We start from the raw sequence: 26,990 nt of genomic DNA, 5'->3' as shown, positions 1-26,990 counted from the left end.
GGAACGACCAATGAATCGGAAACACGAACAGCTCGGCATCAAGATTTTCTACAGCCCTATCGAAGCAGCAGTTCGTTGGAGCAATTTGCTTGAAGAGGAAGTCAGCATACTCACCGTGACAGCGCTGATAGTTCCCACTACCGCGGAGGCTCTTCCGCTCTGGCCCATATTAGGACTCAATCTCGAGCGTCTTTACGACGCGATGCGAAACGGTGAGCTCGTGTATGGCAAAGCGGGGATCACCTCCAATGAACCTGCTCTGCTTGATACCCCACAGCTCACCATCAGGCACGTGGATCTCAAGCGGTGGATGGCTAAGACCTACCCGGATCAAAAACCTAGTTTCTTGTTCGACGAAATGGAGCAACAACTGCATTCGGCTGTCGATCTCAGTTCCGTCCAGGCGTTGCTATTACAGATCAAGACACTCCAATCTCAATTGAGCCTACGAACTCAAAAGACCAATTCTGCGGAGAATGGGAGGCAGCTTCCTATAAGGGCCGAGACTACGTACCTAAACATCATCGGCGGTCTATTGACACTGCTTTTAGGACATTCTCCAGGAGGCGTGCGCTACTCATCCTTCAATACCGTCGAGTCCATCATCAGTTCACTGATAGCCCACCACAGTGGTCGACCTGGAATTACCGAACGCACGTTGTGGGCAAAATTCGCCGAAGCCAAACGTCAGCTTTCTGGTGATTCGTAGTTGATGCAACTGCAGTCCCCCCTTCTGCAACTGCAGTGCTTTCGATCATTTATCAGCATTCAATAGCCAACACTTCCCACCAGACGCTATAGGGCTTCAAGGAGTGTCCACCGTGCCTCAGCAGAACGAAACAACTCCTCCGAGGGAGCTTCGCATTTTGCGACTTTCTGAGGTTGAGCAAAAAAGTGGCTTCAAGCGCGCTCACATTTACAACCTGATGAGCCAAGGAAAATTCCCCAGGTCCGTGCGACTTGGAGTCCGAGCTGTGGGCTGGAACGCAGCCGAAATCGATCAGTGGATAGCAGATCGCTTACAAGACCGCACTTAAGGAGCTACCCAATGCGTGTAGTGTCTATTGTTTCGACCAAAGGCGGCGTAGGTAAAACCACAACTGCCGCCAATATTGGAGGGTTAGCTGCCGACGCAGGTTTGAGAGTTTTACTCTTGGACCTCGATGTACAACCCACTTTATCGAGCTATTTTGAACTGGCCAAACGGGCCCCAGCGGGTGTCTATGAGCTACTGGCGTACAACGAACAGCGACTGGACCAACTGATTTGCAGAACTGCCATTCACAACCTGGACATCGTACTTTCGAACGACGAACAGGGTCAGTTGAATACACTGCTTCTTCACGCTCCCGATGGCCGTTTGCGCCTGCGCAATCTTTTACCGATCTTTCAGCCTTACTACGATCTTCTGTTGATCGATACTCAAGGCGCGAGGAGCGTGCTTCTGGAAATGGCGATGCTCGCCTCCGACTTGGCGTTATCCCCAGTCACACCTGAAATCCTTGCTGCACGCGAACTGCGCCGCGGCACACTGAAGCTGCTTCGAGATCTCATACCCTATCGACACCTGGGGATAGAACCACCACATCTACATCTTTTGATAAACCGCGTACCACCTGTTTCAACCAATGCATTTTTAATAAAAAAAACCCTTCGCCTGGTATTCAAAGCAGAGGTCGACGTACGTGTTTTGGAGACAGATATTCCGGCGATCGAAGCCTATCCCCGAGCAGCGACAAAGTTGCTTCCAGTTCACCGTGTCGAATATAGGCGACCTACTGGACGTCAGGCTCCAGCAGCACTAGAGAGCATGCGTGCACTGGCATGTGAACTGTTCCCTCAATGGCGAGTGCAGTTCGATCTATTTTCAGCGATGCAGTCGAGCACTCGTATTCGTCAGAGGTCGCAACATGAGTGACCGGCGAATTGAAACGATGGCCAATCATTTGTCGGCTGAAGGCTTTGAACGAACAGGGCCTCCCGCTCAAGCCTTGAGTGATCCGATCGTTGACACTCCGATGATAGTGACCCTGGACAGGTTGAAGCCCTACGATTTAGACCCTAGGGTGACCCGTAATCCTCGCTATGAGGAGATCAAGGAATCTATTCGCCAACGAGGATTAGATGCCCCACCGTCCATTACTAGGCGTCCCGGTGAACCTCACTTTCGAATACGTAACGGTGGCAACACACGGTTATCAATTCTTCATGAGCTCTGGTCTGAGACGAAGGAAGACAGGTTCTATCGTTTTGGCTGTCTCTTTCGTCCATGGCCCCAGCGAGGCGAAATTGTGGCGTTGACTGGGCACCTGGCCGAAAACGAGTTGCGTGGCGCGCTTTCGTTTATTGAGCGTGCGCTAGGCGTAGAAAAAGCACGTAACCTCTACGAACAAGAGTGCGGATCATCGCTTTCCCAGTCAGAACTGTCGCGGCGCCTAACCGCAGATGGCTACCCTATCCAACAGTCTCATATCAGCCGTATGAGAGACGCCGTGCAATACCTGCTGCCTGCGATTCCCAACGTGTTGTATAGCGGCCTGGGTCGTCATCAGGTTGAACGCCTCGCTGTGATGCGTCGATCAGCAGAACGTATATGGGAAGAGCACTCCAAGGGTAAGTCTTTGAACATAGATTTCTTCGCGCTATTTCAGGACGCTCTCGTGATGTTTGACGGAGAAGCCGCCGCATTCTCATTACCGCGTGTGCAAGACGAACTGATTGGTCAAATGGCGCGATGGCTCGCCATGGACTACGACACGCTGGTTCTGGAATCGGAAGCTGGAGAACGACGGCAACAAGTGTTGGTTGGTGAGCCTCAGCAACGGCAGAAAACAGAGGATTCAATCTCCTTACCAATCACCTCCAAACCATTACCTAGCCCGCTTAAAGCTGCGTCCAACAATGTGGGAAAAAGCACTGAGCACAAAGCGTCCGATGGCGAGGCCCTTGATGCCACCTATCCACCTATCATTGACCGTTTACAGTCAATTCAACAGATGGTGGCCGAACACACAGGGGGCATGCCTGACTTGCCATCTCACATTCTTCCCTTAGCGCAAGGCAGCCTCTTTCCGATATCGGACATATGGAATATCGAACCCGGCTTGGATGCGCCAGAGCGCCTTCGCGTTCACATCAGTCAGTTCGCACGAGAAATTGCCCAGGATGCAGAGCATGCTGATTGCATCACCGCTGTCGACGAAGGCATCGGGTTTCGCTGCGCATCTTCACCCAGTTCACCAGCAAGCACTGCTCCGTTGATTGCCTTGTTGAATACGCTGACGACAACTGATGCATCCGCTCCCATAGCACCTGTGGAGATAGGTTCGCTACTGTTGGGAGCAGCGGAGGGCCCAAATTCATGCGCAAGAATGAGCGACGCCAATCTGATCAAACTCTTCCGATTGATACGTTTGGCTCGCCGCCTGATTGACCTCAAGTCAGATATTCAGCCCGTGACCATAGCGCGCTCATAGGAGGGGCACATGACATCACCACACCCGTTGAACCAAGCCGTAATTGCTCAAGCCCTGCACGACCTTCGAAACGGTCAACTACGTCGCTGCAAAATAATGGGGTTCGCCGATGACGACCTAGCGGCTCTCAAAGAACCCGCACTCATTAGCGTACTGCTGAATGCTCGCGTGCCTTGGTGCACCGTCAACATCAACCGTGAAGTTCTTCAACGTGTTCTGCGTCAGGTCAATGATTTGGAGCTGGAAATTGCCACGGTAGATCGGATGCTGCGCCTAGGGGCAAGTACCGAGATGGTGAGCAAGTTCTATGGCCTGACCCACCAGGAAGTAGCATTGCGCAGGGACATTCTTGGACTGCCCAAACGCAAAGGCCGTCATCCGGTGTTAAGCGAGGAACAAGACACCCTGTTATGGCAGCGCTGGCACCCGGAATTCAAAGCACGAGATATCGCAGTAGACGACGACTTGGCCATGTTGTCGCTCACTCTTGATTTAGCGCAGGAGCTTTCGTTTCCGGTATCCGTTATTTGGGCCGCTTTGCACAACTGGATTGATCAAGGGCTGGTATAGGACCGTGAACTGCGCTGGTCCTTCTTCCCTGTCCTCCCTACTGGACAATGCACTCGAACATCTGCAACAAAAAAATAAGCCACCCAGCGGTGATGGTTTTCTCTTCAGCGGCAATCGGCACGATACCGTGCCAAGAGCGCTGTTGCTGGACGTCCGGCTAACACCGTTGGAGCGCAATGCTTGGCAGGTTTTTCGATTATTGATGAACGATGACGGCGTCACAGCCTTCCCAACCTACGACCAATTGCGCCGCTATCTGTCTTCAGTTCCCTGCGGCGCGCTGGCCTCTCATGAAACTGTTGCCAAAACGCTGACAATGCTTCGCTTAACCCGCTGGCTCAGCCTGGTAAGACGTCGACGCGATGCCGACACTGGGCGCGTGCTCGGTAATCTTTACGTTCTGCACGACATGCCCCTGAGTCCCTACGAAGCCATGCAACTGGACCCTGAGTATCTGGGCCTGGTCAGCGAAGCGCTAGATCACGCCAACAAAGGCATTCAGCGCGTGGGTTTAGCAATCATCGAAGAGGTCCGCCAGGACTCACACCTCAGAAATCAGATACTACCCAGACACCTCGACATCCTGATCAAGCGTCTGCACGGCCATCAGTCATCCGATGCAGAATCGGCTCACAAATCCGAAGCCCCCCCTCCTTCACCTCTTCGGAATGAAGCGCCCCCTACTTCGGATACCGAAGCGAGCTTCAAAGCCATGTACTGCGGCGGTCTTCGGAATCCGAAGGCTGCGAGTACTTTAAGTACAAAAATCTTAAAAGAAATACGTACTGAACCTCACGCTCGCGAGGCGTCCGAGCTGTTGTTCCCACCTCGATTCGTCACTCTCAAAATGACTCAGCAAACAGGCGCCAAGGTGGCCTTGCAGCAGTTGGACAAAGAGTTGGGCCAAGCCGTGCTCGACGAGTGGGCAGCACGGTGTCGTGACACCCAGGTTAAGAGTCCCGCCGGTTATCTGTTCGGCATCATTCAAAAAGCCCAGCATGGGCAATTCACTGCTTGGGCTTCGAAGGTCAAAACGCCCAACACTGCCTCCCCCGATATAGCGTCAAAACCTGAAAAGAAGGCAGAACGGGATCCCGAGATCGCGCAAGCCAGCATTGCGGCGTTGAAAGGGCTATTGAACCTGCGTTGAGCCTTCTCATTTCATCACCTATCCCCTGGGGATAGGCCCGTTCACCACCCATCGCGATGAAATCAGGCTCATGCGCCCTGCGCTTTGTTCACTGACAGCCTTCTCCGCTGCCTCAAAGCTGGCCCACTCATTCCACTGCCTATGAGTGCAACCCCTATGGCAAATGATCTGCAACTCAACCTCGGTGCCTTGCGTAGCACCATGCAATTAACCCTGCACACGCACCATGCCTCGCGCATCTGGCATGGTCGTGCTCCCTCAGAGGGACGAGCGACCATCATTGGTTTAAACGGCTTCGTCTCCATCATGAACAAAATGAAGCGCGGTGCTGAGCAGGATGATCCCTACTCGGATGTCTGGATGCTGCGTATCGAAGACAAATTGAATGAAACCAGGGAGAGTCTTAAAGAACTGCGCGAACAGGTTGACCAAGTAATGGCAGAGGTTCCTTCTGCGTTGAGTCTCGGCGAAAACCTGAACGTCCAACCCGTCAACCTGCCCCTATTCGTCAATGCTCAACTCGGGTTTATGGCGGTGTACCTCTTGGCGGAATACGATGACCTTGCTCGTCGACTGATTTTGGCCCATCACACCGCACTGATCGACCGAGGCACTCTTGAGCGCTGGCTCAATGAAGGAGCGCACGCTCTGCGCAGTCTTTTCAGCCTGGCGCAGCAATACAAATTCACGGGCGTCCAGCGTGAAGACGTTGCGGCTAACAATGCGGCGGCGAGAATGGCGAGGGAAAAGTTCGGCGAGTTACCTCAGGACGTACTCGAGGGCACACGTCGCTCACGATTTGCGCCGCCGATGGTTCGACACAAACCCTCTAGTGAACAACAACGGCATGAAGAGACAGCGGTCGATGAACCGGATGGTGAGCGCGCGAACGCGGCCGATGAAGATGCTGACGAGTCCTCCGCTGGATACTCCCCTTCTGAAGAGGAGGAGCGCCGATGACGCATCGCTACTTCACACCATTGGATGAGACCGATCTCCAGCAACTGGCACATGCACCCTACCTAAAAGGCCTTTTCAATCCTTTTAAAGGTAAGGGGAGTTTGGAAGTCTGGGCCAACCAATGCTCTGCTCTTCGCGATGGTTTGATCGACTTGGCCGAGCGTCAGGTACTCACCCAGGCCCGTAGGTACCCATTCAATCTACTTCCCGTTCAACTGGCCCAGCAGGTGACTGGCGCAGGAACCACCTTTCTGCGCTGGCGCAACCTCAATCGAAGCTCGATGGGAGTGTCGCTGTGGGAGCAATGCATCGACAGCAATTCGACACCAAATGTACTGATCGAAGACCTTTTCGCACTGGAGCGGCAGCGAGTCGTCCTCAACATGCAAATCAGCTTGACCCATACCCTCTCCCGACAAGCCATCGAGTGCGCCAACAAGTTGGTCCGGGCTGAGGTGGTCTATCAGCGTAGCGCCGATCGGCGTCCCACTTCCCAAGAGAGCACATTATGAGCACCCACTTTACTGGTGAAGGCAACATAGGGTCTGCGCCAGACTATCGAGAGTTCCCAAACGGTAATGATGAGCCGCGGCGACTGCTGAGGCTCAACATCTACTTCGACAATCCCGTACCAGTAAAAGACGGCTATGAGGACCGCGGTGGTTATTGGGCACCGGTCGAACTTTGGCATCGCGATGCTGAACACTGGAAGACACTGTACAAGAAAGGAATGCGTGTCCTGGTCGAAGGCCGAACCGTGAAGGACGAATGGGAAGATGCCGACGAAAACGCCCGCGTAACTTTCAAAATTGAAGCACGCAGAGTCGGCATATTGCCTTACCGCATCGACACTATCGTGTTGAGTGGAAAAAACCCTGTCCCCGATAGTGATGGGAAACTGCAGTAGTTAAAGCGACAACGAGCGGCTGCCGCAACGGCCTGCCGCTCGCATTGCGCCAACGCAGGCGCCATCCCCAGGGGATAGATCTACTGACGTCCACTGATATCCACGCTGGTAGCAAAAACGAAACTTCTGAAGCATCAACCTCGAGCCTTACGTCAATCTCCTCTCAAAAAACGTTAACTGCTGGTCAATGAGCTCATGGCTGTATCGCTTTGACGCTCGTTGTTGCGGCAATCGTTGGCTCATCTTCAGACGCATCACTGATCAACTCAAAGGTCACGACATGCGACTCTTTCTCTGCGAAAAACCCTCTCAAGGTAAAGACATTGCCCGTGTGTTGGGTGCAACCCAACGTGGCACCGGTTGCTATAACGGTGCCGGTGTAACGGTCACTTGGTGCATTGGCCACCTCGTTGAGGCCGCTCCACCTGAAGCCTATGGTGAGCACTTCAAGCGCTGGTCACTGGATCAATTACCCATAATTCCAGATACCTGGCGCATTGAGGTAAAGACAAACACAGCATCGCAGTACAAAGTCGTCAAACAGCTATTGGCTCAGGCAACGGAACTGGTCATCGCTACTGATGCTGACCGTGAAGGCGAAATGATTGCTCGGGAACTGCTGGACCTTTGCCGTTATCGCGGGGCAATTCAACGGCTGTGGCTCTCGGCGCTCAACGACGCTTCCATTCGCAAAGCGCTCGAAACGTTAAAATCCGCGAACGAAACCGTTCTCCTGTATCACTCGGCGTTAGCGCGGTCGCGAGCGGATTGGTTAATCGGAATGAACCTGAGTCGTTTGTTCACTTTGCTTGGCCGTCAGGCGGGTCATGACGGCGTCCTGTCTGTCGGCCGGGTCCAGACACCCACATTACGGCTGGTGGTGGATCGCGATCGCGATATCGCGCAATTCGTTTCAGTGCCGTACTGGGTCGTCGACGTTGAGCTGTCTCTACAAGGCCAACCGTTCAGCGCACAGTGGGCTCCTCCGGACAACGCGACAGATGATGCCGGTCATTGCATTCATCAAGCGGTCGCGCGCGCCGCAGTGGACCGTATGCAGTCTACTCAACAGGCTCAGGTGGTCTCCGTCGATACAGAGAGAGTTAGGGAGGCACCACCCCTGCCCTTCGACCTGAGTACTCTTCAAGAAGTCTGCTCACGACGTTTCGGCTTGGACGTTCAAGACACCCTGGACATTGCCCAAGCGCTCTATGAAACCCACAAAGCGACAACCTACCCTCGCTCTGACTCCGGGTATCTGCCAGAGAACATGTTCGCTGAAGTGCCGATGGTCCTGAGCGCTCTATTAGCCAGCGATCCAAGCCTACAACCGTTGATCAACGTCGCAGATTCGACCCTGCGCTCACGGGTCTGGAACGACAGCAAGGTTAGCGCCCACCACGGCATCATCCCAACACTGGAACCGTTTAGGCTGGACGCACTTAATGAGAAAGAACGAGCGGTTTATGGACTCATTCGAGCCCATTACTTGGCACAGTTTTTCCCTCATCACGAGTTCGATCGAAGCTGTGCTCGGTTCCTATGTGGTCAGGAGCCGCTGCAAGCGACAGGCAAACAGATCGTTATTCCCGGCTGGCGCTGCGTGTTGGGTAATGCTCCTGAGGTGAACGATGAGGAGTCTGGACATCGAAGCCAAGTTTTGCCGATCTTGGGAGCAGGCACCTGGTGCAACGTTCAACAAGCGGAACTGAGAACACTGAAAACGCTACCACCTAAAGCGTTTACCCAGGGAGAACTGATCAAAGCCATGAAGGGCGTGGCCAAGCTCATTACCGATCCCCGACTGAAGCAAAAGCTCAAAGAAACGACGGGGATTGGCACAGAGGCTACACGGGCCAACATCATCAATGGGTTGTTGAAACGGGGCTACCTGTTCAAAAAGGGTCGATCCGTAAAAGCTTCTGAAGCAGCTTTTACGTTGATTGATACAGTCCCCGCCGCCATTGCCGATCCTGGAACCACAGCTATCTGGGAACAGGGGCTGGACATGATTGAAACCGGCCAACTGACCTTGGACGACTTCATCGCCAAGCAAGCAAATTGGATTACTCAGCTTGTTGAGCACTATCGGACAACCGCCCTCTCCATCCGCATTCCAGATGGGCCCTCCTGTCCGTTATGTGGTGCAACGATGCGTCATCGCTCAGGTAAAAACGGCTCCTTCTGGTCATGCACCCGATACCCCGAGTGCAAAGGTACGTTGCCAGTCGAAGCCAAGTCAGGTGACGTCACAGGTTCCCGTAAGCCTCGCCGCTCGCCCCCTCACAGAGGTTGAGCGGCATTGCCCAAGCATGTCTTTCCTTCTGCAACAGCGTGCGCGTCTGCCCGGTTCATCTAGCCGGAGACGAGAAGGATTTCTTCCTCACTACTGCCCTATGCAGCCAAGTTCGAATCCATACGGGTTCTTCCTGAAAGGTCCCCTGAACGCTTTGAACCAGAGCGACTCAGGAGACCCTTTGGGTGAACCGTAATCAGTGCCGGCGCCCGCCGGTCAAACAACGGGTTCCTTTTGTACGCGGATGTGTGCCTTACGATGCCGGCCCTCGCCACGACAAGGGTCGGGTGTAAAGGCTGTCAAGGCGACTGGCAATGACGACCGCCAAGTTCCGACGCAGCCCACTGGTGGCTTCTCTGTTTCAGCCGAAGGCCATGCCTTCGGCACCTCAGTCTTCCCCCCCAAAAAACGCACCGTTCCAGGCAACGCTCTGTCTTGGAAGTTGAAGTGCAACAGAGAAGGCCTTACCCAATGAACCACCCTACAACCCACCTACAGTACGCCAGCGTTTGCAGCGGTATCGAGGCCGCCAATGTCGCGTGGCAACCGCTCGGAATAACTCCCGCCTGGTTTTCCGAGATCGAACCGTTTCCTTGTGCGGTACTGGCGCATCACTACCCCGATGTTCCAAACCACGGAGACATGAGGCAACTAGCCGACCAAGTACGAAATGAAGCCATTCCCGCCCCACCGATCCTCGTAGGAGGTACACCTTGTCAAGCCTTCAGCGTTGCTGGATTTCGTGCAGGTCTGGCCGACCCGCGTGGCGCCCTGACCCTCAAATACGTGGATTTAGCCAATGCCATCGACCAAGTACGAACCAGCCGAAATGAACCAGAATCCATCGTTGTCTGGGAAAACGTTCCTGGAGTGTTCAGTGATAAAGGCAATGCCTTTGGATGCTTTCTCGCAGCGCTTGCGGGGGAAGAGGACGAGCTTCACCCGCCAAGGCAGACGTGGTCGAACGCAGGTGTTGTGTGTGGCCCCCAACGAACAATCGCTTGGAGGGTCCTGGATGCCCAATATTTCGGCGTGGCCCAACGACGCCGCCGTGTGTTCCTTGTCGCAAGTGCTCGAGCAGGTTTCGATCCCGCAGCGGTACTTTTTGAGTCAGAGGGCCTGCGCCGGGATACTCCGCCGGACCGAACACCGACGCCGATCACTGCCTCAGGCACTGGAGCAGGCATTACGGGCAGTGGCTGCATAGTCGGATTACGCGTTTTTGCGAGCTCGTACGGCATGGCGCACGGCCAAGCTGGCGCAGAAGCCACATTGGAGTGCTGCCCGACGCTGACCTGTAATCACGAAGCCGCCATCGTCGTGTGTGCCACTGGTGACGTTACGCATTGCTTGAGGGCCGAGGGCTTCGACGCCAGTGAAGATGGGACTGGACGAGGCCACCCTGTTGTTCCTTGGCTCACTCGTAAGGTCAGACGCCTGCTTCCGAAAGAATACGAGCGGCTGCAGGGCTTACCTCCTGACTACACCCGAATACCCCGACGGTTCTATACAACAAGACGCATCAGCCGCAGTCGTCCGATCGATCTGTGGGATGCCACCCAAAATGGCTGGATGCTGATGGCCGCCGATGGTCCTCGATACAAGGCCGTAGGAAACAGCATCGCCGTACCTTGCCTGACCTGGCTCGGCAAACGGATTCTCTGCGCGCTACCGCAATCAGGGTCAGTGCTGGACGGTATTCATCGCTGACAGAATTGGGCTCGAGGAACAGTCTTTGGCTACGCATCACTGACTCCAATCAGTGCCTGCCCAGGCAGCCGAGGTCTTCAGGGCTGCGACGTGGGAAATCACGTCGACCATGCCAGTCCGCTACGCATCGTTTCTGCGGACGCACGCCCTGAGGGCGTCGATGCCTGTCATTCAACGCGCCTATCCCATTAGGACTTAAGCGCATATTCCAAATATTCAGGAACGCATCCAAATGAACACTTGCACTGTTTCTCAGCTGTCCTCTCCTTCCCAGTCTCGTAGGCTACACGAACAAGTACCGGCCAACTTTGAAGGCACTGCCGCTGCGTTTTTGTATGCTTGGAAGCAAGGCGTCGCATTAGCGGGCCCAACCTTCTTCGGCGATGGGACGCAGATAGGTTTGAACAAAGCCAACTGCAGATGGGACCTGCGTCCTAATCTGCTCATGATCAACAACACCATCAGTGTTCTGAGCGACAACGAAAGAATATTCCTCGCTGCGCTGGTCAGCTTTTACGACACCGATGAAGGCAGCACGCTCCTTCAGCAAGTAGGTGTTAAGGGGTTGGCCGATTTGGGCGTTCTTGACCCAGAACGACGCGATGTTATTGCGTCATTGGTGATGCACCACCATGCCTGGTAACGCCTCAATCTGTCGTTGAAACAACACTCACATTGTCTATTGGATCCTGCGATCCACTAACCCTCGGGGGCAATCCAGCCCTTTGGGATGGGTGCCTCCATTTGCTCTCTCTAGCCTGGAGGCACGTCATGAGCATTGCACATTCGGAAAGTAATTACTTCGATCTTCATATCACCGGACTGGGCTATCTCAATCGCATTCGCGAAGTGAAACCGAAGAAAGGTGACCCGTTCCTCGCCTGCGATATTGCGGCGCTCAATGGTCCAACTGACTCACCGGAATACCGCCGTTTCGATGTCCGGGTATCGGGTTCTGAAGCTCAGCAACTGGTTCGCCGGTGCGCTCAGGCTGTAGAGGCGGAGCGCAAAGTTCTGATCGGATTTCGCCTCGGTGATCTCTGGGCAGACACCTTCACTTATTCCAAAGGTAAACATGCAGGTGAACTAGGGGTCAGCCTCAAGGCCCGACTGCTCGTGGTGAACTGGATCAAGGTCGATGGTGAGCTCGTGCATAAACACGAGTCACCAAGTCATGACAACGATGGCACGGTTGAACCATGAAGGAAGCCGAAGTCTTCGACATCGCGCTGAGAATCCGCCACTACACATTGATATGACGTTTCGCTAAGGAACTGCTTTTCGCTGTTGCTACACACATCTGAAGGCTTTACGCCTTCTTACACACCCTCGGGATCCATGACTCCCGAGGGGGCGTCATGGCCCATTTTGACTAGGAAACTGACCATGATAATCCTTAAGGCCGGCCCTTCATTTGAGCCACTGTTCAAATGTGGAGCCTTAGTATTCACCGTCGGCGCTGATGCCTTATTTCGCTCCCACAAAATAAATCCATTTCATTACTTCGGTCGTCATCTCAGCGGCGATTGGGGAGATATTTGTGAGGAAGACCACCAGGCAAATGCAGATGCGTTGAAATTTGGTGCCAGGCTGATGTCTGTTTATGAAATTGAACCGGAGTTAAAGCTCTGGATCATCACCGAAGCAGACCGAAGCGTTACCACGTTGCTACTGCCTGACGAATATTAATCCACTTGAGGAAAAGGTAGCTCTTACCTCGAGCTTTTAATCACGCTGATCCATTTCTACACGGCCTCTTCGGAGGCCGTTTTTCTTTTGAGCACTTGAATGTGAGCACTGTGCATTCCTGATTGGTAACTGCCAGCCTTCCTGCTGCCTGCGATGTTTCTAGGACTTCAATCTGGAACTCTACACATGCTTCCTAACCACCGTTTCGCCCCCGTCATTTTGTTGAGCAGTTTGGTGTTCTCAGGTTGCAACAACTCAGTAGTACAGCCAACCCAACCTGTAGAAACCACTGCTTCTGAGCCCGTAGATACGTGCATCCCCGTCCAACGATATGGTCGTTACACGTTGGTCGAGCTCGCGCCGGAAAGTGCGCAGCGAAACCTTCTGCTCCAGGTCGTGGATATCGATCTTCCCTCAGTTTGGTCCGTCTCCGTGGGTGATGCGTTGCGCTACGTGTTGATGCGCTCGGGCTACCAGCTCTGCGAAAGCACACCCCAAATAGCGACGCTGTTCAATCTCCCCCTTCCGGCTGCGCATTTGAGTCTCGGCCCGATGGTGCTGCGAGATGCCCTGAAAACTCTTGGGGGACCCGCATGGGCATTGCAGGCGAATGAGCGGCTTCGCCAAATCTGTTTCGTCCCGGCAGACGAGCATTCCCCCATGAAGACTTCACCATTGACCGATGTGACCAAGGAGGCCAATCCATGATTTATGCAACTGCTTCGACCTCAAAGATCCGCGCGTTTCTTTCACGCTGGGCAATACCTGGATGCTTGTCGTTAGCCGTACATGGGTTAATTGTTCACCAACTGTGGTTGTCGAATTTGGAGAAACGAACCCGAGCACATGAGGACTCTACAGAACTTAAGCTTCTCGATGATCGAGTGATCGCTCTTGAACAACCTGATATCAGTGCACAGCCGGGACCAAAAATGGTCACTCAAACCGAGTTCAACGAGTTGGATGACGCCTTTTACCTGAGCGTAAACGACATTCGAAAAACCCTAGGAACAACTGCGACAAGTGCGGAGCTACAGGCTTTGAAACTGCAGGTCCAAGCGCTTGAAGCCAAGCTGCAGCAACCCGCACCAACCTTGCCTCCCCGCAGACCCAGTCAAAAAGCGCGCAAAGCGCCGCAACCCTTAGCCCCCACCTTTCAGATCATCGGACGTGAACTGCGTGGTGGTGAGCGCTTCCTGTCCATTGCCCCGCTCGGCGCTCAGTCCCTGGAACAAAGCCGTGTCATGCGTATCGGCGAGTCTCTGGACGGATGGAAACTTGAAGGATTCGACGACCAGACAGCAGTCTTCATCGTCAATGAAGAAACACGTCGGCTGAACATTCGGTAGGAGCCAGCATGTCCAGACTCTCTCTAATATCCGCGTTGGCCTTGGCGTTCATGACAAATGCTGAAGCACAGGTCCCGGGATCAATCCCAAAAATCACAATCGAAACAGTCAGCAAAAATCGCACTGCAGCTGATCTGCAAAACGAACCACAACTGGCTCGTCAGTGGGGCCTGCAAGAAGATGAGCTCCACCGATACCGAGAGTTGATGCAAGGACCGCTCGGTACCTACTCCCCCAACCTCGATCCACTAAGCGCACTGGGCATCGAAGCTCAATCTGAAGCAGAACGTCAGCGCTACGCAGGACTGCAAGTGGAAGCCGAAGCGGCAAGAGTCGAAAAGCTATTGGCCTATCAGCGTGCCTACGACCAAGCATGGATAGAACGCAACCCGGGAATGGCTCTGATCAACCTGCCCCCTATGAGCAGCCCACTGAACATCAAGGCCGCAGAGCGAGTCGCGATCTTCGTCCAATTCGACTGCCCCAGCTGCGACCAACGAGTCAAACAGCTGAACACTGACGGCACACCGTTCGATCTCTACGTGGTGGGAAGTCGGCAGAACGACAAGCGGATTCGCGACTGGGCGCAAAAAATCGGCATCAAACCAACAAGAATCCGCGACGGAACCATCACGCTCAATCACGACAGCGGGCGCTGGTTGTCAATCGGCGCGAAAGGAGAACTGCCGGCTGTAATGCGCGAGGTCAATGGAACATGGTTACGTCAGTAAGACCAAAGACGGTGCTGTTTCGCCTCGTCGGCTGCATCCTTTTAGATCCGATTCCCTGCGCCTTTGCTCAAGCAGCGCAGGTCCCTCCGCCGGCCTACAGCATTGCTGCGCGTAAAGTGGGAGTACCACCGAATATTCTATTTGCCGTGGCGTTGCAAGAAAGCGGCATCACGTTACGCCGCCAGCGGCTGCCTTGGCCGTGGACGCTGAACATTGCCGGCACAGCGCATTACTACTCCACCCGTAGCTATGCCTGTCTTGGCCTTCTTCAAGCCCTGAAACGCCATCCCGCAACACGCATCGACGCTGGTCTGACGCAAATTAATCTGGGTTATCAAAAGCGCTTCTACCAGTTTCCCTGTGAAGTCCTCAGCCCAAATCGAAACCTGGCTATTGCAGCGACGCTACTACGCGAGCACTACCGTGTCGATGAAAGCTGGTTGCACGCTGCAGGACGTTTTCACCGGCCAGCAGGTGGGCCATTGGCAGCTCGCTACCGATTAAGTGTCAGCGATCACCTGACTCAACTTGAATCTACAGGGAGTAATCGACCATGAAATTCTGGTCAACAAGTTTGCTTGTCGCTTGGATATTGAGCGTCCAATGCCTTGCACAAGAAAATGCACCATCGGTTGCGGAAATACGCTACAGCGAAGAGGACATGCTACCCGTTCGATCAACACTGCTGACTCCCGGCCTTGTCGAGCGCCGTCTCCTCAACGCCACCGGATTACCGGCGTTTTTTTTAATTGGGGATGACGCTCGTTCACGGTCTTGGCTGAAGCAGCGTTTACCGGTGCTGCGTAAGCTGAACGCTGTCGGCCTCGTCATCAACATCGAATCCAAAACAGCACTCGATAACCTCCGACGCACCGCGCCGGGACTGACGCTCACCCCGGTATCGGCCGATGACCTGGCACAACGGCTTAAACTGAAACACTACCCCGTGCTGATCACGTCCAGCAGCCTTGAGCAGTAGCCGTGACACAACACCACGCGGTTGAAACCCTGTTGCGGCCGGCGGTCGAGTTGTACAGCGTTGCAGCATGTTGTTCAGCTGCAACACTTTGCCTGGCTGCTCCATGGTCCTTAGCACTGAACCCGTCGCTTGGCGTCGGAGCAGCGCTGGCCTGTGCTTCACTCGGCGCCGTCCGACTGAAGCAGGCCAATGTTGTACTGCGGTATCGCCGCCAGATGAGACGCTTGCCGCGCTACGTCATGACCAGTCGTGAAATCCCTGTAAGCAATCAGCGGCTGTTTGTTGGCAGAGGTTTTCGCTGGGATCAGCGCCATACCCATCGACTAATGCAGACCTACCGACCCGAGTTCAGTAAGTACGTCGAGCCATCTCAGCTCTATCAGATGGCGCGCAAGCTCGAAATGCGTCTGGAGTTCGCACCCTATCCACTCAGTCAATTGCCTCGCCTAACCGGCTGGGATAATGCGCTCAACCCTTTGCGTCCCTTACCCCCAGTGGGCGGCCTTCCTCGACTGCACGCCGTAGAGCCAAACGAGGTCGACGTCACCCTCCCTTTAGGCGAGCGTGTTGGGCATACCTTGGTGCTGGGTACGACTCGTGTCGGAAAAACCCGCCTTGCCGAACTTTTTATCACCCAGGATATTCGCCGCGGTGAGGTGTGTATTGTGTTTGATCCAAAGGGCGATGCGGAACTGCTCAAACGCATGTACGTCGAAGCCAAACGTGCGGGGCGCGACGGTGAGTTCTACGTCTTTCACCTGGGCCAACCCTCCATCTCGGCGCGATACAACGCTATCGGCCGGTTCGGGCGAATCACCGAGGTTGCCTCTCGGATCGCGGGACAACTGTCGGGTGAAGGCAATTCCGCAGCGTTCAGAGAGTTTGCCTGGCGTTTCGTCAACATTATCGCCCGGGCGCTGGTAGAGCTGGGGCAACGTCCGGACTATCTATTGATCCAACGCCACGTGATCAATATCGATGCCCTGTTCATTGAGTACGCCGCACACTTTTTCTCTCGTCATGAGCCCAAGGCTTGGGAGGTGATCGTTCAGATCGAGGCCAAGCTCAACGAGAAAAACATCCCGCGGCACATGATGGGGCGGGAGAAGCGCGTTGTAGCCATCGAGCAATACCTGTCACAGGCGCGATTGTATGACCCCGTGCTGGACGGATTGCGGTCAGCTGTTCGCTATGACCGTACGTACTTCGACAAGATCGTCGCCTCATTACTGCCATTGCTGGAAAAGCTCACCACCGGCGACATCGCTCAGTTGCTGGCCCCGGATTACATGGACCTGGAAGATCCACGTCCGATATTTGACTGGATGCAGGTTATTCGAAAGCGCGCGGTAGTCTATGTCGGGCTGGATGCTCTGTCCGACTCAGAGGTCGCATCAGCCGTTGGCAACTCGATGTTCTCCGACCTGGTGTCAGTCGCCGGGCACATCTATAAATTCGGAGTTGATGACGGACTTCCGGGAGCTTCGGCTGACAATAAAGTCCCCATCAACGTCCATGCTGATGAGTTCAACGAACTGATGGGAGATGAGTTCATCCCCATGATCAACAAAGGCGGTGGTGCCGGCATTCAAGTGACGGCCTATACCCAAACCCAGAGTGACATCGAGGCGAGAATCGGCAGCCGTGCCAAGGCAGGTCAAGTCATTGGTAACTTCAATAACCTGTTCATGCTGAGGGTGCGCGAAACAGCGACGGCTGAGCTACTTACCAAGCAGCTGCCCAACGTAGATGTCTACGCGACTTCAGTCATGAGCGCAGCGACGGACAGTTCAGACCCGCATGGCAATACCGCCTTCACCTCAAACACCCAAGACCGCGTCACAACAACCAGCGTACCGATGATTGAGCCGGCGCATGTTGTTGCGTTGCCCAAGGGTCAAGCCTTTGGGTTGATCGAGGGTGGGCAGCTTTGGAAAATCCGCATGCCCCTACCCGCTCCAGATCCTGATGAGGTCATGCCCAAGGATTTGCAAACGATGGCCGGGTACATGCGTAAACGGTACGTCGCCGCAAACGACTGGTGGAGCCCATTGGCTATGCAGGATCAGAGTGCGGACCTGCCTGATGACCTGCAAGATAAGAACAGCACAACGCCGCAGCAGGAACGGACAGGTTCATGAGCGATCCAGCCACAACAGCTCGCCGCCAGCAGGATCAGCAGCAAGGCCTGCTTATGAGCCTCGTGACGCTGCCTTTTCGATTTGTCGGTGTACTACTGGGATCGCTGATGCTCAGCATTGTGATCGAGTGCGCAGGCATGTACTTCTTCTGGCCTGAGGAAGGCTGGCGGCATTCGCAACGAATGTTCGAGTTCGAATTGAGCCAGCTTTCTGACAACTTCACTCGAAGTGTGTTGGTGCAGGAACCAGGACGTACGGCCCAAAAACTGGTCGAGATTGCTTACGACGTTGCACTCGGAAAAACGGGTATCGCCAGTTGGATACGGAACACATCTCAACGGGCGCGTATGACAAAAAGCGACACTGTGCGCGACACTCGCTACTACGTCGGTGCGCTCTACACCCATTTGGAAAATGGTCTGATAGCCACTGCATTCACAGGGCTGGTGTTTTTGATTCGATTGTTGGTACTGGCGCTCACCATTCCACTTTTTGTGGTTGCCGCATTTGTAGGGCTAGTTGATGGGTTGGTTGCCAGGGACCTGCGCCGTTTTGCAGCGGGGCGGGAGTCGGGTTATGTCTATCATCGTGCCAAAGCAAGCCTGGGTGCTATTTTGATGCTTCCGTGGGTTGTTTACCTGTCATTGCCCGTTAGTGTAAACCCCCATTTCATTCTGTTGCCATGTGCTGCGTTACTTGGATTAGCAGTGAGCATTACGGTGAGAAGCTTCAAAAAGTATATTTAAACAAACGAATGATTTAGCAATACACCTGATTAAAAAAAGGCCCTGACGGGCCCTTTTTAGGATCAGCAATTACTGGCTACGCCACGATTCCACAACGTCGTTTCCATGCTCAGTTTTCCATTCTTTGAGCTGGCGATGATTGCCACCTTTGGTTTCGATCGTCTCACCGGTCTTCGGATTTTTGTAGACCTTAATCACACGCGCTTTGCGGGCAACTTTCTGCGTGTCTGCTGCTCGCGCAGGACGATTAGCATGCGGATCAAGCATAGTGATGACGTCTTTTAGGCTATGCCCATACTCAGCTAATAATGCACGGAGCTTTTTTTCAAACTCGATCTCTTTTTTAAGACCCGAGTCATTCTTCATCTGTTCCAGCTCAGCCATTTGACTGGCTAGTTGCTGCTCCAACTTACGAAACTCTGCGAGACGGGACATGTTACACCTCAGGTTTTTTATGCTGATTTCATAATGAAGGCACAGATCGACAAATGCAATATTTAGACACACCAATTCCAAAAACAACAGCCAGACAACTCTGTTAAAAAATACGGTTGGCCCAGTGTCTGATTCATTCAAGTAATCACTTTGTCGAGCTCTACCATTTGCCCACCTCTAACGGCCATGGTGAGCTCAAATGATTAGGGCAACTGGTTGCATCCAACAAATCTCGGCAATCACGCTAGTGGTAATACTCACGGGACTAACTGCTTCATCACACGCGTCGGTAGAGCACGATGCGTTCGGGCTCCTGTTACGCCAGCTTGATGCCATCGACCGATTGGCGTCACAACTATCAGCCCGACCGGCCTTTGAACAGGACCGTTACCACTTCGATCACGATCGTTTACGAATGGACATACGCCGAGTCCGCTCCGGTGTTCAGGACTATCTAACTCCCAAGCGTGCTCAACCCCGCGATCCACAGCCCCTCCATGGCCAATATCGCTACGAAGTGAGACTCGCCCCATGACCGCCGCACAACTAACCGCCTTCCAAGCAAATAGTGGATTTTCCACATCCGCCACAGCGTCGTTACTGATTTCCGCAGTGTTCGCGGCGCTCTTGTTGTGGGGTGTTTGGGCTATCCGTACAGCTTATAGCGGCTGGGCCGAACAACGCCTCAATCAGCGGCAATTCATGGGGGTCGTTACCCGCTTTGCAGCGATGTACCTCGCTCTGACCTTTTTCCTTCTCTCCTAAGCCAATGGATAATCAACATGATCTGGCACTTCCCGCGCTTCAAGATGCTCAGCCCCTCCTCCTTTGCTTTTGCCGCGGCGTTTCCAACTTTCGCCCAAGCGAAAGGCAAACTGCCAACCATGGAAGATCCTTCCCGCGGAGCCGGCAAGGGCATTATGGAAACGATGCAAAACTACGGTTATGACATCGTCATGCTAGTGGCACTGCTGGTGGTAGCCTCAATGTTTATCGGTGTTTGCTACCACGCCTACACACGCTACTCCGAGATCCATACCGGTCGCTCTACCTGGGGTCAGTTCGGGCTTAGCATTGCCGTAGGTGCCGTCATGCTGGTCGTCGGTATCTGGCTGCTGACCAAGGCCACTGGAATTCTGTGAGGAAGACACATCATGGAATTCACTCAAGATAATGTGCCTGACGGCACAGTTGGCTTTTTACCCCATCGCTTGAACCGTCAGCCCATCGTGGTCAGGGGACTGACAGCCGATGAACTTTGGATCTGCACAGGCCTGTCAGCAACGGCCGGACTCGGGCTAGGCCTTCCGTTTGCCTGGGTAACCGGGAGCATCGCAATGATCCCCACCTCCATCGTTGCTTCAATCGCCGCAGGTCTTTTCATCGGTGGAGGGCTACTGCGTAGGCAAAAGCGTGGCCGGCCGGAGACTTGGCTGTATCGACATCTGCAATGGTGGGTCGCTTGCCGATACCCAAGCCTCGCCAATGTGCTCAAAGCACAGGAACTGATCACCCGCGCGGGCTACTGGTCAACACGTCGAGGTGGAGCATGAGCCGGTTCAAGAACGAAGTCATGCGCCTGCAATCTCATGTCAAAACGTTGCGCATGTGCACTGGTGGTTTGCTTTTCCTGGTATTGGTGGCGGGTATGGGGTGGTGGAGTGCTCCCAGCGACCTCACCATCCATGTCCCACCCGATTTGCGATCAGGCAGTACCCGAAAATGGTGGGAAGTTCCACCTGAATCCGTCTACGCATTCACCTTTTACATCTTCCAACAACTAAACCGTTGGCCCACCGACGGCGAGGAAGATTACAACCGAAACCTACAGTCCCTATCAGCCTATCTCACAGCAGCATGCCGTTCGTATTTGCAAGCTGACTACGAACAACGACGCCGCTCCGGCGAGCTTCGAAAGCGAGTGCGGGGACTTTATGAGATTCCCGGGCGCGGCTACGGCGACGACCCAGAGACTCGCGTGAAAGTCGTTTCAGATCGGGACTGGGTCGTCACTCTGGACGTCAATGCAGACGAATACCATGGCACCGAGCAGGTTAAGCGTGCACTCGTCCGCTACCCCATCAAAGTTGTTCGCCTGGACATCGATCCGGAGCTGAACCCATTCGGCCTCGTACTGGACTGCTATGACGGGGCACCTCAACGCATCTCTGCTCCTGCATCTGCCCCCCCAGCAAATCGACATTCAGAACGCCCGTTGGGAGACATCTCATGAAGCCTGCTCTGTTTTCTATTCCGCTAGGCTTTGCACTTATCTTCACTGCGATGCCCCCCAGCCATGCGACAGAAGTCATGCACTGGGAACGCCTCCCGTTGGCAGTGCCCCTGCTGGTCGGGCAAGAACGGGTGGTGTTTGTGGAGCGCAATGTCCGCGTGGGCTTACCCGCTTCAATGGGCGACAGACTACGGGTTCAAAGTGCGGCAGGTACGGTCTATCTGCGTGCCAATGAACCAATCGAACCCACTCGATTGCAACTTCAGGATGCTGCAACCGGTGAGCTGATTCTTTTGGACATCGTTGCGGAAACTGCCAAGAGCGGACAAGCGCAGCTAGAGCCAGTCAGAATCGTCGAGGAGCCTGTCGCGATACGTCATAAGGAATCGGACGCCTCCATCAATGCCACCCCTGAACCCACCTCAAACCAAACACCGCTTCCCGTCGTTCTGACCCGTTATGCGGCTCAAAATCTATATGCGCCCTTGCGCACAGTTGAAGCGCTGCCTGGAGTTCGACGGGTCAATCTCCCTCCTGACTTATCCCTCGACCTCTTGTTGCCCAGCTTACCTGTGCATGCCAAGCCACTCGCAGCTTGGCGCCTGGAGAATTACTGGGTGACTGCTATTCGACTCACCAATCAAACCAATCAGGTCGTCGATCTCGACCCACGTTTATTGCAAGGAGACTTTGCGACAGCCACGTTTCAGCATCAAACCCTGGGCCTTAAGGGCACGTCATCAGACACCACTGTCCTTTACCTAACCACCCGGGGTTACGGCTTGGCTCAATCGGTGTTGCCGACCATTAGCCCTGTAGACGCAGCCCTTAATCTTCCCCATTCGACCGACGATGCGACAGCCACGGAGGTTCGCGATGAAAAGTAATGGATTGCTCAAATGGTTGATGATCCCAATGGGCGCGTTACTGATTGTCGTCCTTCTGAAGCTACTACCCAGTAACAAGCCTTCGTCCTCAAATCCAGGCGACACGGAGAATCTGCTCACCCAGGAAGAAATGAAAGCGCTAGGTATCGAAGGTGACACGTCGAACGATACCGTTGCCACACTGGTGGCGCAGGTCAAACAACTACGTGGCGAGCTGAAACAATCACTCGGCAATGATCAGAGACAAGATGGCGATGCAGGACAACTGCGCCACTCCGAAGACACCCTTGAACAGCGCATACAGGACGCCTTGGAAAAAGAACGCCGTCGATGGCAGGAAGAACGGTTAGCTGCTGACATCGGAGAGCAAGACACCCAAGGCTTGCTCCAAGATCTTCAACGCAGACTTGATAGCCTCGGACAGAAGGAAGACGACCTTGATCTACCGGTAGGCCTAGGACTGCAAGAAGGAGATGGAAAAGGGTTCGGGAAGAGCACGCGATGGATTGAACCTGATGATGCGAAACCCAAGGACGAAGCAGGATCCTCCCAGAAAAGTGAGTTCATCTACCCGACCCAATTCGGCCCTGCGCAACGAACCTTGGATAACGTCGTTGACAGTGTCGCAACTGCATCCGGAAATTCAGATACCCCAATGGCTAAAGCGATGTACACCGTCCCCTCAAACTCAACATTGATGGGGTCGGTCGCCATGACAGCCCTGATTGGTCGTGTCCCCATTGACGGCACCGTCAATGACCCCTACCCGTTCAAAGTCTTGATCGGTGCTGACAACCTCACAGCCAATGGCATCGACCTACCTGAGGTCGCTGGCGCTGTCATAAGTGGCACTGCATCAGGAGACTGGACACTGTCCTGTGTACGAGGGCAGATCCGGTCGATCACCTTCGTCTTTCAGGACGGCACCATTAGAACGTTGCCAGGTGGGAGCAGCTCCCAAGAAAACTCCCAAAGCTCCTCAAATGCCGGTGCTACAGAAGGCCTGGGCTGGATCAGCGACCGCCACGGCATTCCCTGTGTCAGCGGCGAACGCCGTAGCAACGCCCAGCAGTACCTCGGTTCACAAGCGCTGATAACCGCCGCGGGCGCCGGCGCCGCCTCCCTAATCAAATCCGATGGCAGTACCACCTATGTCAGCAACGGCAATGGGTCGCAAGGCAGCGTTGGTATCTCCGGTAACGCGGCGATGGAACGAATCCTCGCCAGTGGCGTGCAGGACATGTCGCAGTGGGTCAACAAGCTCTACGGACAAGCCTTTGCTGCCGTATACGTCGAGCCCGGCGCACAGGTTGCCATCCACATCGAACAACAGCTCACCCTCGATTACGACGCCAAGGGGCGCAAGGTCGATCACACCCTCGGAGGTCGCCATGTCACGCAAGATTTGGATTAAGACAACCGCCGCCCCTCTGGTGGCGCTGATGCTGGCCGGTTGTGCGACCAACACCGAAGATCTTCTCAGCCACAACGGCAGCACCATGATGGATGTCTGGAACCAGCAAACGAACGGAGGCACCCAACATGGGCAGGCATCTCAACAGCTGCTGGACGCCCGCCAGTCTTTAAGACGATCTCTGATCGAACCTATGACCCCCTCCACTAGCGAGCCTTATACCCGAACCGCGCAAAACGAAATCAAGCGGCAGTTTCATCGCCTGCCTAACCCCGACCTGGTGATGTACATCTTCCCGCATTGGGCCGGAACAGATCCAGTACCCGTGCCTGGGTACAGCACGGTGTTTCCACTGTACCAACGCGTGCAATACGCCATGCCTGGTGAACGCTTGGAGGATTACTGATGGCTTGGTTTTCTGTCTTGAAACGCAAGGTCGAGTCGAGCGAATCGGTTGAATCTGACGCTTGGGACCGGCACGTCAATCAACTGGCCGAAAACGGAATTTCCGAACCCGGTAAACAGCAGAGAAGCCCCGTCACACAGGCCGATGAGCATTCCTTCTACGACACCGCGCCCTCCTTCGTAGACAGACTGCCTTGGGTTGAATATTTGCCTCAATCACAAAGCGTTCTATTGGAGGACGGTACGTCCGTCGCTGCGTTTTTTGAACTAACACCGCTGGGCACCGAAGGCCGAGAAAACGCTTGGCTACTTGAAGCGCGCGATAGGCTGGAAAACGTTCTCCAGGACAGCTTCGACGAGCTCGACAATAATCCCTGGGTGGTGCAACTCTATGCGCAGGATGAAACAAACTGGGACGAGTACCTCCAATCGCTCACGCAATACATCCAACCTCGGGCCCGTGACAGTGCCTTCAGCGAATTCTACCTACGTTTCTTCGCTCACCACTTGAAGGCAGTCGCCAAACCTGGTGGCCTCTTCGAAGACACCACACTCACCCGACTGCCTTGGCGGGGTCAGAGCCGACGTGTGCGAATGGTGGTGTACAGGCGCTCCCCTGCCTCACCTGCTACACGACGTGGACAATCTGCAGAACAAGCACTTAGCAATGTCTGCGAGCGACTGACTGGCGGCCTCACTAGCGCAGGCATCAAGTCACGGCGGCTTAACGCTGCCAACATCCATGATTGGTTACTGCGTTGGTTCAATCCGAACCCAACATTGTTGGGCTCCTCGGCGGTGGATCGTGAGCGTTTCTACCAACTGACCGCTTACCCCAAAGAATCGGAGACCGGAGAGATTGAGCTGGCTAGCGGTACCGACTTCTCGCAGCGCCTATTCTTCAGTCAGCCGCGATCCGATGTGGCTGAAGGCGCCTGGTACTTCGACGGCATGCCCCACCGGGTCATGCTGATGGATCGACTACGCAACGCTCCAAACACAGGACACCTGACAGGTGAGACGCGCAAAGGGGACGCGATCAATACCTACTTTGACCAGATGCCCGAAGACACAATGATGTGCCTGACGCTGATCGCCACGCCACAAGACGTATTGGAATCGCACCTTAACCACCTGAGTAAAAAGTCAGTTGGTGAGACCCTCGCTTCTGAACAGACTCGCCAAGACGTGCACCAGGCTCGATCCATCATTGGGAGCTCCCACAAGCTGTACAGAGCCACCATCGCTTTCTACATACGTGGCAAGGACATTGCCGAACTGGACGCCCGGGGCATGCAGTTAGCCAACGTGATGCTTAACGCAGGACTGCAGCCCGTTCGCGAAGATGATGAAGTGGCGCCGCTGAACAGCTATCTGCGCTGGCTGCCGTGCGTATTTAACCCCGCCAAGGACAAACGTCAGTGGTACAGCCAACTGATGTTTGCCCAGCACGCGGCCAACCTTGCCCCTGTTTGGGGACGCAGTCAGGGCACAGGACACCCGGGGATCAGCTTTTTCAATCGTGGCGGAGGCACCCTCACCTTCGATCCGCTCAACAGGCTGGACCGACAGATGAATGCGCACTTGTTTTTGTTCGGCCCCACTGGGGCTGGTAAGTCCGCCACCCTTAATTACATCCTGAACCAGATCACCGCCATTTATCGCCCAAGGCTATTCATCGTCGAAGCAGGAAATTCATTCGGTCTATTTGCAGACTTCGCTAAACGACTGGGCTTAAGTGTCCACCACATCAAACTTTCGCCCGGCTCCGGAGTGAGCCTGGCACCTTTCACTGACGCCCGTAGGCTGGTGGAAACGCCTGAAGAGATCGAGACGCTGGATGCCGATCAACTGGACGAGTCAAACGCACAGGGCGCTGGCGACGAACAGCGTGATGTCCTCGGAGAACTGGAGATCACGGCTCGATTGATGATCACCGGGGGTGAAGAGAAAGAAGAAGCGCGACTGACCCGAGCTGATCGCAGCCTGATTCGACAAAGCATTTTAGACGCAGCCCAACGCTGTGCTAGTGAGCATCGATCAGTACTGACCCAGGATGTTCGTGATGCTCTGCGTGAGCGCGGTAGCGACAATGGGCTGCCAGAGTCGCGGCGAACTCGCCTTCTGGAAATGGCTGAAGCAATGGACCTGTTCTGCCAGGGCGTTGATGGTGAGCTGTTTAACCGCCCAGGCACGCCTTGGCCTGAAGCTGATATCACCATTGTCGACCTGGCCACCTTCGCGCGCGAGGGCTATAACGCCCAACTCTCCATCGCGTACCTGTCCCTGCTCAACTCCGTCAACAACATCGCCGAGCGTGATCAGTTCTTGGGGCGTCCGATCATCAACGTCACCGACGAAGGACACATCATCACCAAGAACCCGCTGCTTTCTCCCTACGTGGTCAAGATCACCAAGATGTGGCGAAAACTGGGCGCCTGGTTCTGGCTGGCCACACAGAACCTCGACGACCTACCCAAAGCCGCCGAACCAATGCTCAACATGATTGAGTGGTGGATTTGCCTAAGCATGCCACCCGATGAGGTGGAGAAAATCGCTCGCTTCAGGGAACTCAGCCCAGCGCAAAAGGCGATGATGATGTCCGCACGCAAAGAGGCTGGGAAATACTGCGAAGGTGTCGTGCTCTCCAAGTCCATGGAAGCACTCTTCCGTGTCGTACCTCCTAGCTTGTACCTGGCCATGGCCATGACTGAACCCGAGGAGAAAGCCGCGCGATTCAAACTCATGCAGGAGTATGGGTTCAGTGAGCTGGATGCGGCAATTCGGATGGCCGAAAACATTGACCGGGCGCGGGGAATCGAACCGCTGTCTTCTGAGGGATCTTGCTTCGGATGTCTTGGAATTGCATGAGCAGGTGGCACCATTCAGAATAGGCAGCTAAATACTCACTG

Annotated in this window: 31 protein-coding genes; 30 read left to right on the top strand and 1 reads right to left on the bottom strand. The window is 54.6% G+C overall.

The genetic code is table 11. The features are described from left to right. Positions 1-10: 10 nt before the first annotated feature. The 21 genes from ACY4LX_RS16970 (at position 11) to ACY4LX_RS16870 (ending at position 18,704) form a co-directional block, all read left to right on the top strand. Positions 11-709, top strand: a complete 699-nt coding sequence (locus tag ACY4LX_RS16970) for a hypothetical protein (RefSeq protein WP_463257143.1) — start codon at positions 11-13, stop codon at positions 707-709. A gap of 112 nt (positions 710-821) precedes the next feature. After that, positions 822-1,037: an AlpA family transcriptional regulator gene (locus ACY4LX_RS16965; protein ID WP_463257142.1), complete on the top strand. Its 216-nt coding sequence runs from the start codon at positions 822-824 to the stop codon at positions 1,035-1,037. Between the two features lie 11 nt (positions 1,038-1,048). Next, positions 1,049-1,918, top strand: coding sequence for a ParA family protein (locus ACY4LX_RS16960; protein ID WP_463257141.1), 870 nt, complete (start codon positions 1,049-1,051; stop codon positions 1,916-1,918). Beyond that, on the top strand, positions 1,911-3,476 hold the full coding sequence (locus tag ACY4LX_RS16955) for a ParB family protein (RefSeq protein ID WP_463257140.1): 1,566 nt from the start codon (positions 1,911-1,913) through the stop codon (positions 3,474-3,476). Before ACY4LX_RS16960 ends, ACY4LX_RS16955 begins: the two co-directional genes overlap by 8 nt. Positions 3,477-3,485: 9 nt before the next feature. After that, entirely contained in the window at positions 3,486-4,046 is a 561-nt protein-coding gene (locus tag ACY4LX_RS16950; RefSeq protein ID WP_463257139.1) for a DUF2857 domain-containing protein, read from the top strand. A 4-nt stretch (positions 4,047-4,050) separates the two neighbouring features. Next, on the top strand, positions 4,051-5,196 hold the full coding sequence (locus tag ACY4LX_RS16945; RefSeq protein ID WP_463257138.1) for an STY4528 family pathogenicity island replication protein: 1,146 nt from the start codon (positions 4,051-4,053) through the stop codon (positions 5,194-5,196). A 156-nt stretch (positions 5,197-5,352) separates the two neighbouring features. Next, positions 5,353-6,156: a PFL_4669 family integrating conjugative element protein gene (locus ACY4LX_RS16940; protein WP_463257137.1), complete on the top strand. Its 804-nt coding sequence runs from the start codon at positions 5,353-5,355 to the stop codon at positions 6,154-6,156. Then, a complete protein-coding gene (locus ACY4LX_RS16935) occupies positions 6,153-6,668 on the top strand; it encodes a DUF3158 family protein (RefSeq protein ID WP_463257136.1) in 516 nt (171 codons plus the stop codon). The genes ACY4LX_RS16940 and ACY4LX_RS16935 overlap by 4 nt, the downstream gene beginning before the upstream one ends. After that, entirely contained in the window at positions 6,665-7,063 is a 399-nt protein-coding gene (locus ACY4LX_RS16930; protein WP_463257135.1) for a single-stranded DNA-binding protein, read from the top strand. Before ACY4LX_RS16935 ends, ACY4LX_RS16930 begins: the two co-directional genes overlap by 4 nt. 280 nt (positions 7,064-7,343) lie before the next feature. After that, positions 7,344-9,359: a DNA topoisomerase III gene (locus ACY4LX_RS16925; RefSeq protein WP_463257134.1), complete on the top strand. Its 2,016-nt coding sequence runs from the start codon at positions 7,344-7,346 to the stop codon at positions 9,357-9,359. 471 nt (positions 9,360-9,830) lie between these two features. After that, the gene (locus tag ACY4LX_RS16920) at positions 9,831-11,069 is read left to right on the top strand and encodes a DNA cytosine methyltransferase (RefSeq protein WP_463257133.1); all 1,239 of its coding nucleotides are present in this window, start codon (positions 9,831-9,833) and stop codon (positions 11,067-11,069) included. A 232-nt stretch (positions 11,070-11,301) separates the two neighbouring features. Beyond that, on the top strand, positions 11,302-11,712 hold the full coding sequence (locus tag ACY4LX_RS16915) for a hypothetical protein (RefSeq protein ID WP_463257132.1): 411 nt from the start codon (positions 11,302-11,304) through the stop codon (positions 11,710-11,712). A gap of 128 nt (positions 11,713-11,840) precedes the next feature. Continuing rightward, positions 11,841-12,272 carry an STY4534 family ICE replication protein gene (locus ACY4LX_RS16910; RefSeq protein ID WP_463257131.1) on the top strand — a complete coding sequence of 144 codons (432 nt, stop codon included), beginning with the start codon at positions 11,841-11,843 and terminating at the stop codon, positions 12,270-12,272. 183 nt (positions 12,273-12,455) lie between these two features. Beyond that, a complete protein-coding gene (locus tag ACY4LX_RS16905) occupies positions 12,456-12,758 on the top strand; it encodes a hypothetical protein (RefSeq protein ID WP_463257130.1) in 303 nt (100 codons plus the stop codon). Between the two features lie 186 nt (positions 12,759-12,944). Further along, positions 12,945-13,466: a PFGI-1 class ICE element type IV pilus protein PilL2 gene (gene pilL2 / locus ACY4LX_RS16900; RefSeq protein ID WP_463257129.1), complete on the top strand. Its 522-nt coding sequence runs from the start codon at positions 12,945-12,947 to the stop codon at positions 13,464-13,466. Further along, on the top strand, positions 13,463-14,107 hold the full coding sequence (locus ACY4LX_RS16895; RefSeq protein WP_463257128.1) for a hypothetical protein: 645 nt from the start codon (positions 13,463-13,465) through the stop codon (positions 14,105-14,107). The genes pilL2 and ACY4LX_RS16895 overlap by 4 nt, the downstream gene beginning before the upstream one ends. An 8-nt stretch (positions 14,108-14,115) precedes the next feature. Next, positions 14,116-14,838 carry a TIGR03759 family integrating conjugative element protein gene (locus ACY4LX_RS16890; RefSeq protein WP_463257127.1) on the top strand — a complete coding sequence of 241 codons (723 nt, stop codon included), beginning with the start codon at positions 14,116-14,118 and terminating at the stop codon, positions 14,836-14,838. Beyond that, positions 14,823-15,395 (top strand): lysozyme family protein, encoded by a 573-nt coding sequence (locus ACY4LX_RS16885; RefSeq protein WP_463257126.1) that lies wholly within the window; start codon positions 14,823-14,825, stop codon positions 15,393-15,395. The genes ACY4LX_RS16890 and ACY4LX_RS16885 overlap by 16 nt, the downstream gene beginning before the upstream one ends. Next, positions 15,392-15,817 carry an integrating conjugative element protein gene (locus tag ACY4LX_RS16880; RefSeq protein ID WP_463257125.1) on the top strand — a complete coding sequence of 142 codons (426 nt, stop codon included), beginning with the start codon at positions 15,392-15,394 and terminating at the stop codon, positions 15,815-15,817. The genes ACY4LX_RS16885 and ACY4LX_RS16880 overlap by 4 nt, the downstream gene beginning before the upstream one ends. Before the next feature lie 2 nt (positions 15,818-15,819). After that, positions 15,820-17,958: a type IV conjugative transfer system coupling protein TraD gene (gene traD, locus ACY4LX_RS16875; RefSeq protein WP_463257124.1), complete on the top strand. Its 2,139-nt coding sequence runs from the start codon at positions 15,820-15,822 to the stop codon at positions 17,956-17,958. After that, positions 17,955-18,704, top strand: coding sequence for a TIGR03747 family integrating conjugative element membrane protein (locus tag ACY4LX_RS16870; protein WP_463257123.1), 750 nt, complete (start codon positions 17,955-17,957; stop codon positions 18,702-18,704). The genes traD and ACY4LX_RS16870 overlap by 4 nt, the downstream gene beginning before the upstream one ends. Positions 18,705-18,773: 69 nt before the next feature. Here ACY4LX_RS16870 and ACY4LX_RS16865 read toward each other — a convergent pair whose 3' ends face one another. Then, positions 18,774-19,139 (bottom strand): histone-like nucleoid-structuring protein, MvaT/MvaU family, encoded by a 366-nt coding sequence (locus ACY4LX_RS16865; protein ID WP_463257122.1) that lies wholly within the window; start codon positions 19,137-19,139, stop codon positions 18,774-18,776. Between the two features lie 199 nt (positions 19,140-19,338). Here ACY4LX_RS16865 and ACY4LX_RS16860 point away from each other — a divergent pair, with 199 nt between their 5' ends. From ACY4LX_RS16860 to ACY4LX_RS16820, 9 genes are read left to right on the top strand one after another with little or no spacing between them, the layout of a single operon-like run. Beyond that, positions 19,339-19,674, top strand: a complete 336-nt coding sequence (locus ACY4LX_RS16860; RefSeq protein WP_463257121.1) for an integrative conjugative element protein, RAQPRD family — start codon at positions 19,339-19,341, stop codon at positions 19,672-19,674. Continuing rightward, complete coding sequence (locus tag ACY4LX_RS16855) at positions 19,671-19,904, top strand: TIGR03758 family integrating conjugative element protein (RefSeq protein WP_463257120.1); 234 nt, start codon at positions 19,671-19,673, stop codon at positions 19,902-19,904. Before ACY4LX_RS16860 ends, ACY4LX_RS16855 begins: the two co-directional genes overlap by 4 nt. A 44-nt stretch (positions 19,905-19,948) precedes the next feature. Continuing rightward, a complete protein-coding gene (locus ACY4LX_RS16850) occupies positions 19,949-20,281 on the top strand; it encodes a TIGR03745 family integrating conjugative element membrane protein (protein ID WP_463260609.1) in 333 nt (110 codons plus the stop codon). Positions 20,282-20,293: 12 nt separating this feature from the next. Continuing rightward, on the top strand, positions 20,294-20,692 hold the full coding sequence (locus ACY4LX_RS16845) for a TIGR03750 family conjugal transfer protein (RefSeq protein WP_463257119.1): 399 nt from the start codon (positions 20,294-20,296) through the stop codon (positions 20,690-20,692). Further along, the gene (locus ACY4LX_RS16840; RefSeq protein ID WP_463257118.1) at positions 20,689-21,372 is read left to right on the top strand and encodes a PFL_4703 family integrating conjugative element protein; all 684 of its coding nucleotides are present in this window, start codon (positions 20,689-20,691) and stop codon (positions 21,370-21,372) included. The genes ACY4LX_RS16845 and ACY4LX_RS16840 overlap by 4 nt, the downstream gene beginning before the upstream one ends. Beyond that, a complete protein-coding gene (locus tag ACY4LX_RS16835; protein ID WP_463257117.1) occupies positions 21,369-22,259 on the top strand; it encodes a TIGR03749 family integrating conjugative element protein in 891 nt (296 codons plus the stop codon). Before ACY4LX_RS16840 ends, ACY4LX_RS16835 begins: the two co-directional genes overlap by 4 nt. Beyond that, entirely contained in the window at positions 22,249-23,673 is a 1,425-nt protein-coding gene (locus ACY4LX_RS16830) for a TIGR03752 family integrating conjugative element protein (RefSeq protein WP_463257116.1), read from the top strand. Before ACY4LX_RS16835 ends, ACY4LX_RS16830 begins: the two co-directional genes overlap by 11 nt. After that, a complete protein-coding gene (locus ACY4LX_RS16825) occupies positions 23,651-24,079 on the top strand; it encodes a TIGR03751 family conjugal transfer lipoprotein (RefSeq protein ID WP_463257115.1) in 429 nt (142 codons plus the stop codon). The genes ACY4LX_RS16830 and ACY4LX_RS16825 overlap by 23 nt, the downstream gene beginning before the upstream one ends. Then, positions 24,079-26,949: a conjugative transfer ATPase gene (locus tag ACY4LX_RS16820; RefSeq protein WP_463257114.1), complete on the top strand. Its 2,871-nt coding sequence runs from the start codon at positions 24,079-24,081 to the stop codon at positions 26,947-26,949. The genes ACY4LX_RS16825 and ACY4LX_RS16820 overlap by 1 nt, the downstream gene beginning before the upstream one ends. Positions 26,950-26,990: the final 41 nt, after the last annotated feature.

This window comes from Pseudomonas sp. Emmai, from assembly GCF_055179735.1.
Note: the sequence above shows the minus strand (reverse complement) of the source record. Positions and strands in the feature narration are given on the sequence as shown.

What these genes read in the sequence shown, in the direction of transcription:
- ACY4LX_RS16820 (WP_463257114.1), top strand. Translation starts at nt 24,079, where the DNA reads ATGGCTTGGTTTTCTGTCTTGAAACGCAAGGTCGAGTCGAGCGAATCG.
- ACY4LX_RS16920 (WP_463257133.1), top strand. Translation starts at nt 9,831, where the DNA reads ATGAACCACCCTACAACCCACCTACAGTACGCCAGCGTTTGCAGCGGT.
- ACY4LX_RS16860 (WP_463257121.1), top strand. Translation starts at nt 19,339, where the DNA reads ATGATTAGGGCAACTGGTTGCATCCAACAAATCTCGGCAATCACGCTA.
- ACY4LX_RS16855 (WP_463257120.1), top strand. Translation starts at nt 19,671, where the DNA reads ATGACCGCCGCACAACTAACCGCCTTCCAAGCAAATAGTGGATTTTCC.
- ACY4LX_RS16970 (WP_463257143.1), top strand. Translation starts at nt 11, where the DNA reads ATGAATCGGAAACACGAACAGCTCGGCATCAAGATTTTCTACAGCCCT.
- ACY4LX_RS16895 (WP_463257128.1), top strand. Translation starts at nt 13,463, where the DNA reads ATGATTTATGCAACTGCTTCGACCTCAAAGATCCGCGCGTTTCTTTCA.
- ACY4LX_RS16905 (WP_463257130.1), top strand. Translation starts at nt 12,456, where the DNA reads ATGATAATCCTTAAGGCCGGCCCTTCATTTGAGCCACTGTTCAAATGT.
- ACY4LX_RS16830 (WP_463257116.1), top strand. Translation starts at nt 22,249, where the DNA reads ATGAAAAGTAATGGATTGCTCAAATGGTTGATGATCCCAATGGGCGCG.
- ACY4LX_RS16890 (WP_463257127.1), top strand. Translation starts at nt 14,116, where the DNA reads ATGTCCAGACTCTCTCTAATATCCGCGTTGGCCTTGGCGTTCATGACA.
- ACY4LX_RS16960 (WP_463257141.1), top strand. Translation starts at nt 1,049, where the DNA reads ATGCGTGTAGTGTCTATTGTTTCGACCAAAGGCGGCGTAGGTAAAACC.
- ACY4LX_RS16865 (WP_463257122.1), bottom strand. Translation starts at nt 19,139, where the DNA reads ATGTCCCGTCTCGCAGAGTTTCGTAAGTTGGAGCAGCAACTAGCCAGT.
- ACY4LX_RS16930 (WP_463257135.1), top strand. Translation starts at nt 6,665, where the DNA reads ATGAGCACCCACTTTACTGGTGAAGGCAACATAGGGTCTGCGCCAGAC.
- ACY4LX_RS16840 (WP_463257118.1), top strand. Translation starts at nt 20,689, where the DNA reads ATGAGCCGGTTCAAGAACGAAGTCATGCGCCTGCAATCTCATGTCAAA.
- ACY4LX_RS16915 (WP_463257132.1), top strand. Translation starts at nt 11,302, where the DNA reads ATGAACACTTGCACTGTTTCTCAGCTGTCCTCTCCTTCCCAGTCTCGT.
- ACY4LX_RS16935 (WP_463257136.1), top strand. Translation starts at nt 6,153, where the DNA reads ATGACGCATCGCTACTTCACACCATTGGATGAGACCGATCTCCAGCAA.
- ACY4LX_RS16850 (WP_463260609.1), top strand. Translation starts at nt 19,949, where the DNA reads ATGCTCAGCCCCTCCTCCTTTGCTTTTGCCGCGGCGTTTCCAACTTTC.
- ACY4LX_RS16940 (WP_463257137.1), top strand. Translation starts at nt 5,353, where the DNA reads ATGGCAAATGATCTGCAACTCAACCTCGGTGCCTTGCGTAGCACCATG.
- ACY4LX_RS16950 (WP_463257139.1), top strand. Translation starts at nt 3,486, where the DNA reads ATGACATCACCACACCCGTTGAACCAAGCCGTAATTGCTCAAGCCCTG.
- ACY4LX_RS16880 (WP_463257125.1), top strand. Translation starts at nt 15,392, where the DNA reads ATGAAATTCTGGTCAACAAGTTTGCTTGTCGCTTGGATATTGAGCGTC.
- ACY4LX_RS16955 (WP_463257140.1), top strand. Translation starts at nt 1,911, where the DNA reads ATGAGTGACCGGCGAATTGAAACGATGGCCAATCATTTGTCGGCTGAA.
- ACY4LX_RS16835 (WP_463257117.1), top strand. Translation starts at nt 21,369, where the DNA reads ATGAAGCCTGCTCTGTTTTCTATTCCGCTAGGCTTTGCACTTATCTTC.
- ACY4LX_RS16885 (WP_463257126.1), top strand. Translation starts at nt 14,823, where the DNA reads ATGGTTACGTCAGTAAGACCAAAGACGGTGCTGTTTCGCCTCGTCGGC.
- ACY4LX_RS16845 (WP_463257119.1), top strand. Translation starts at nt 20,294, where the DNA reads ATGGAATTCACTCAAGATAATGTGCCTGACGGCACAGTTGGCTTTTTA.
- pilL2 (WP_463257129.1), top strand. Translation starts at nt 12,945, where the DNA reads ATGCTTCCTAACCACCGTTTCGCCCCCGTCATTTTGTTGAGCAGTTTG.
- ACY4LX_RS16925 (WP_463257134.1), top strand. Translation starts at nt 7,344, where the DNA reads ATGCGACTCTTTCTCTGCGAAAAACCCTCTCAAGGTAAAGACATTGCC.
- ACY4LX_RS16870 (WP_463257123.1), top strand. Translation starts at nt 17,955, where the DNA reads ATGAGCGATCCAGCCACAACAGCTCGCCGCCAGCAGGATCAGCAGCAA.
- ACY4LX_RS16910 (WP_463257131.1), top strand. Translation starts at nt 11,841, where the DNA reads ATGAGCATTGCACATTCGGAAAGTAATTACTTCGATCTTCATATCACC.
- ACY4LX_RS16825 (WP_463257115.1), top strand. Translation starts at nt 23,651, where the DNA reads ATGTCACGCAAGATTTGGATTAAGACAACCGCCGCCCCTCTGGTGGCG.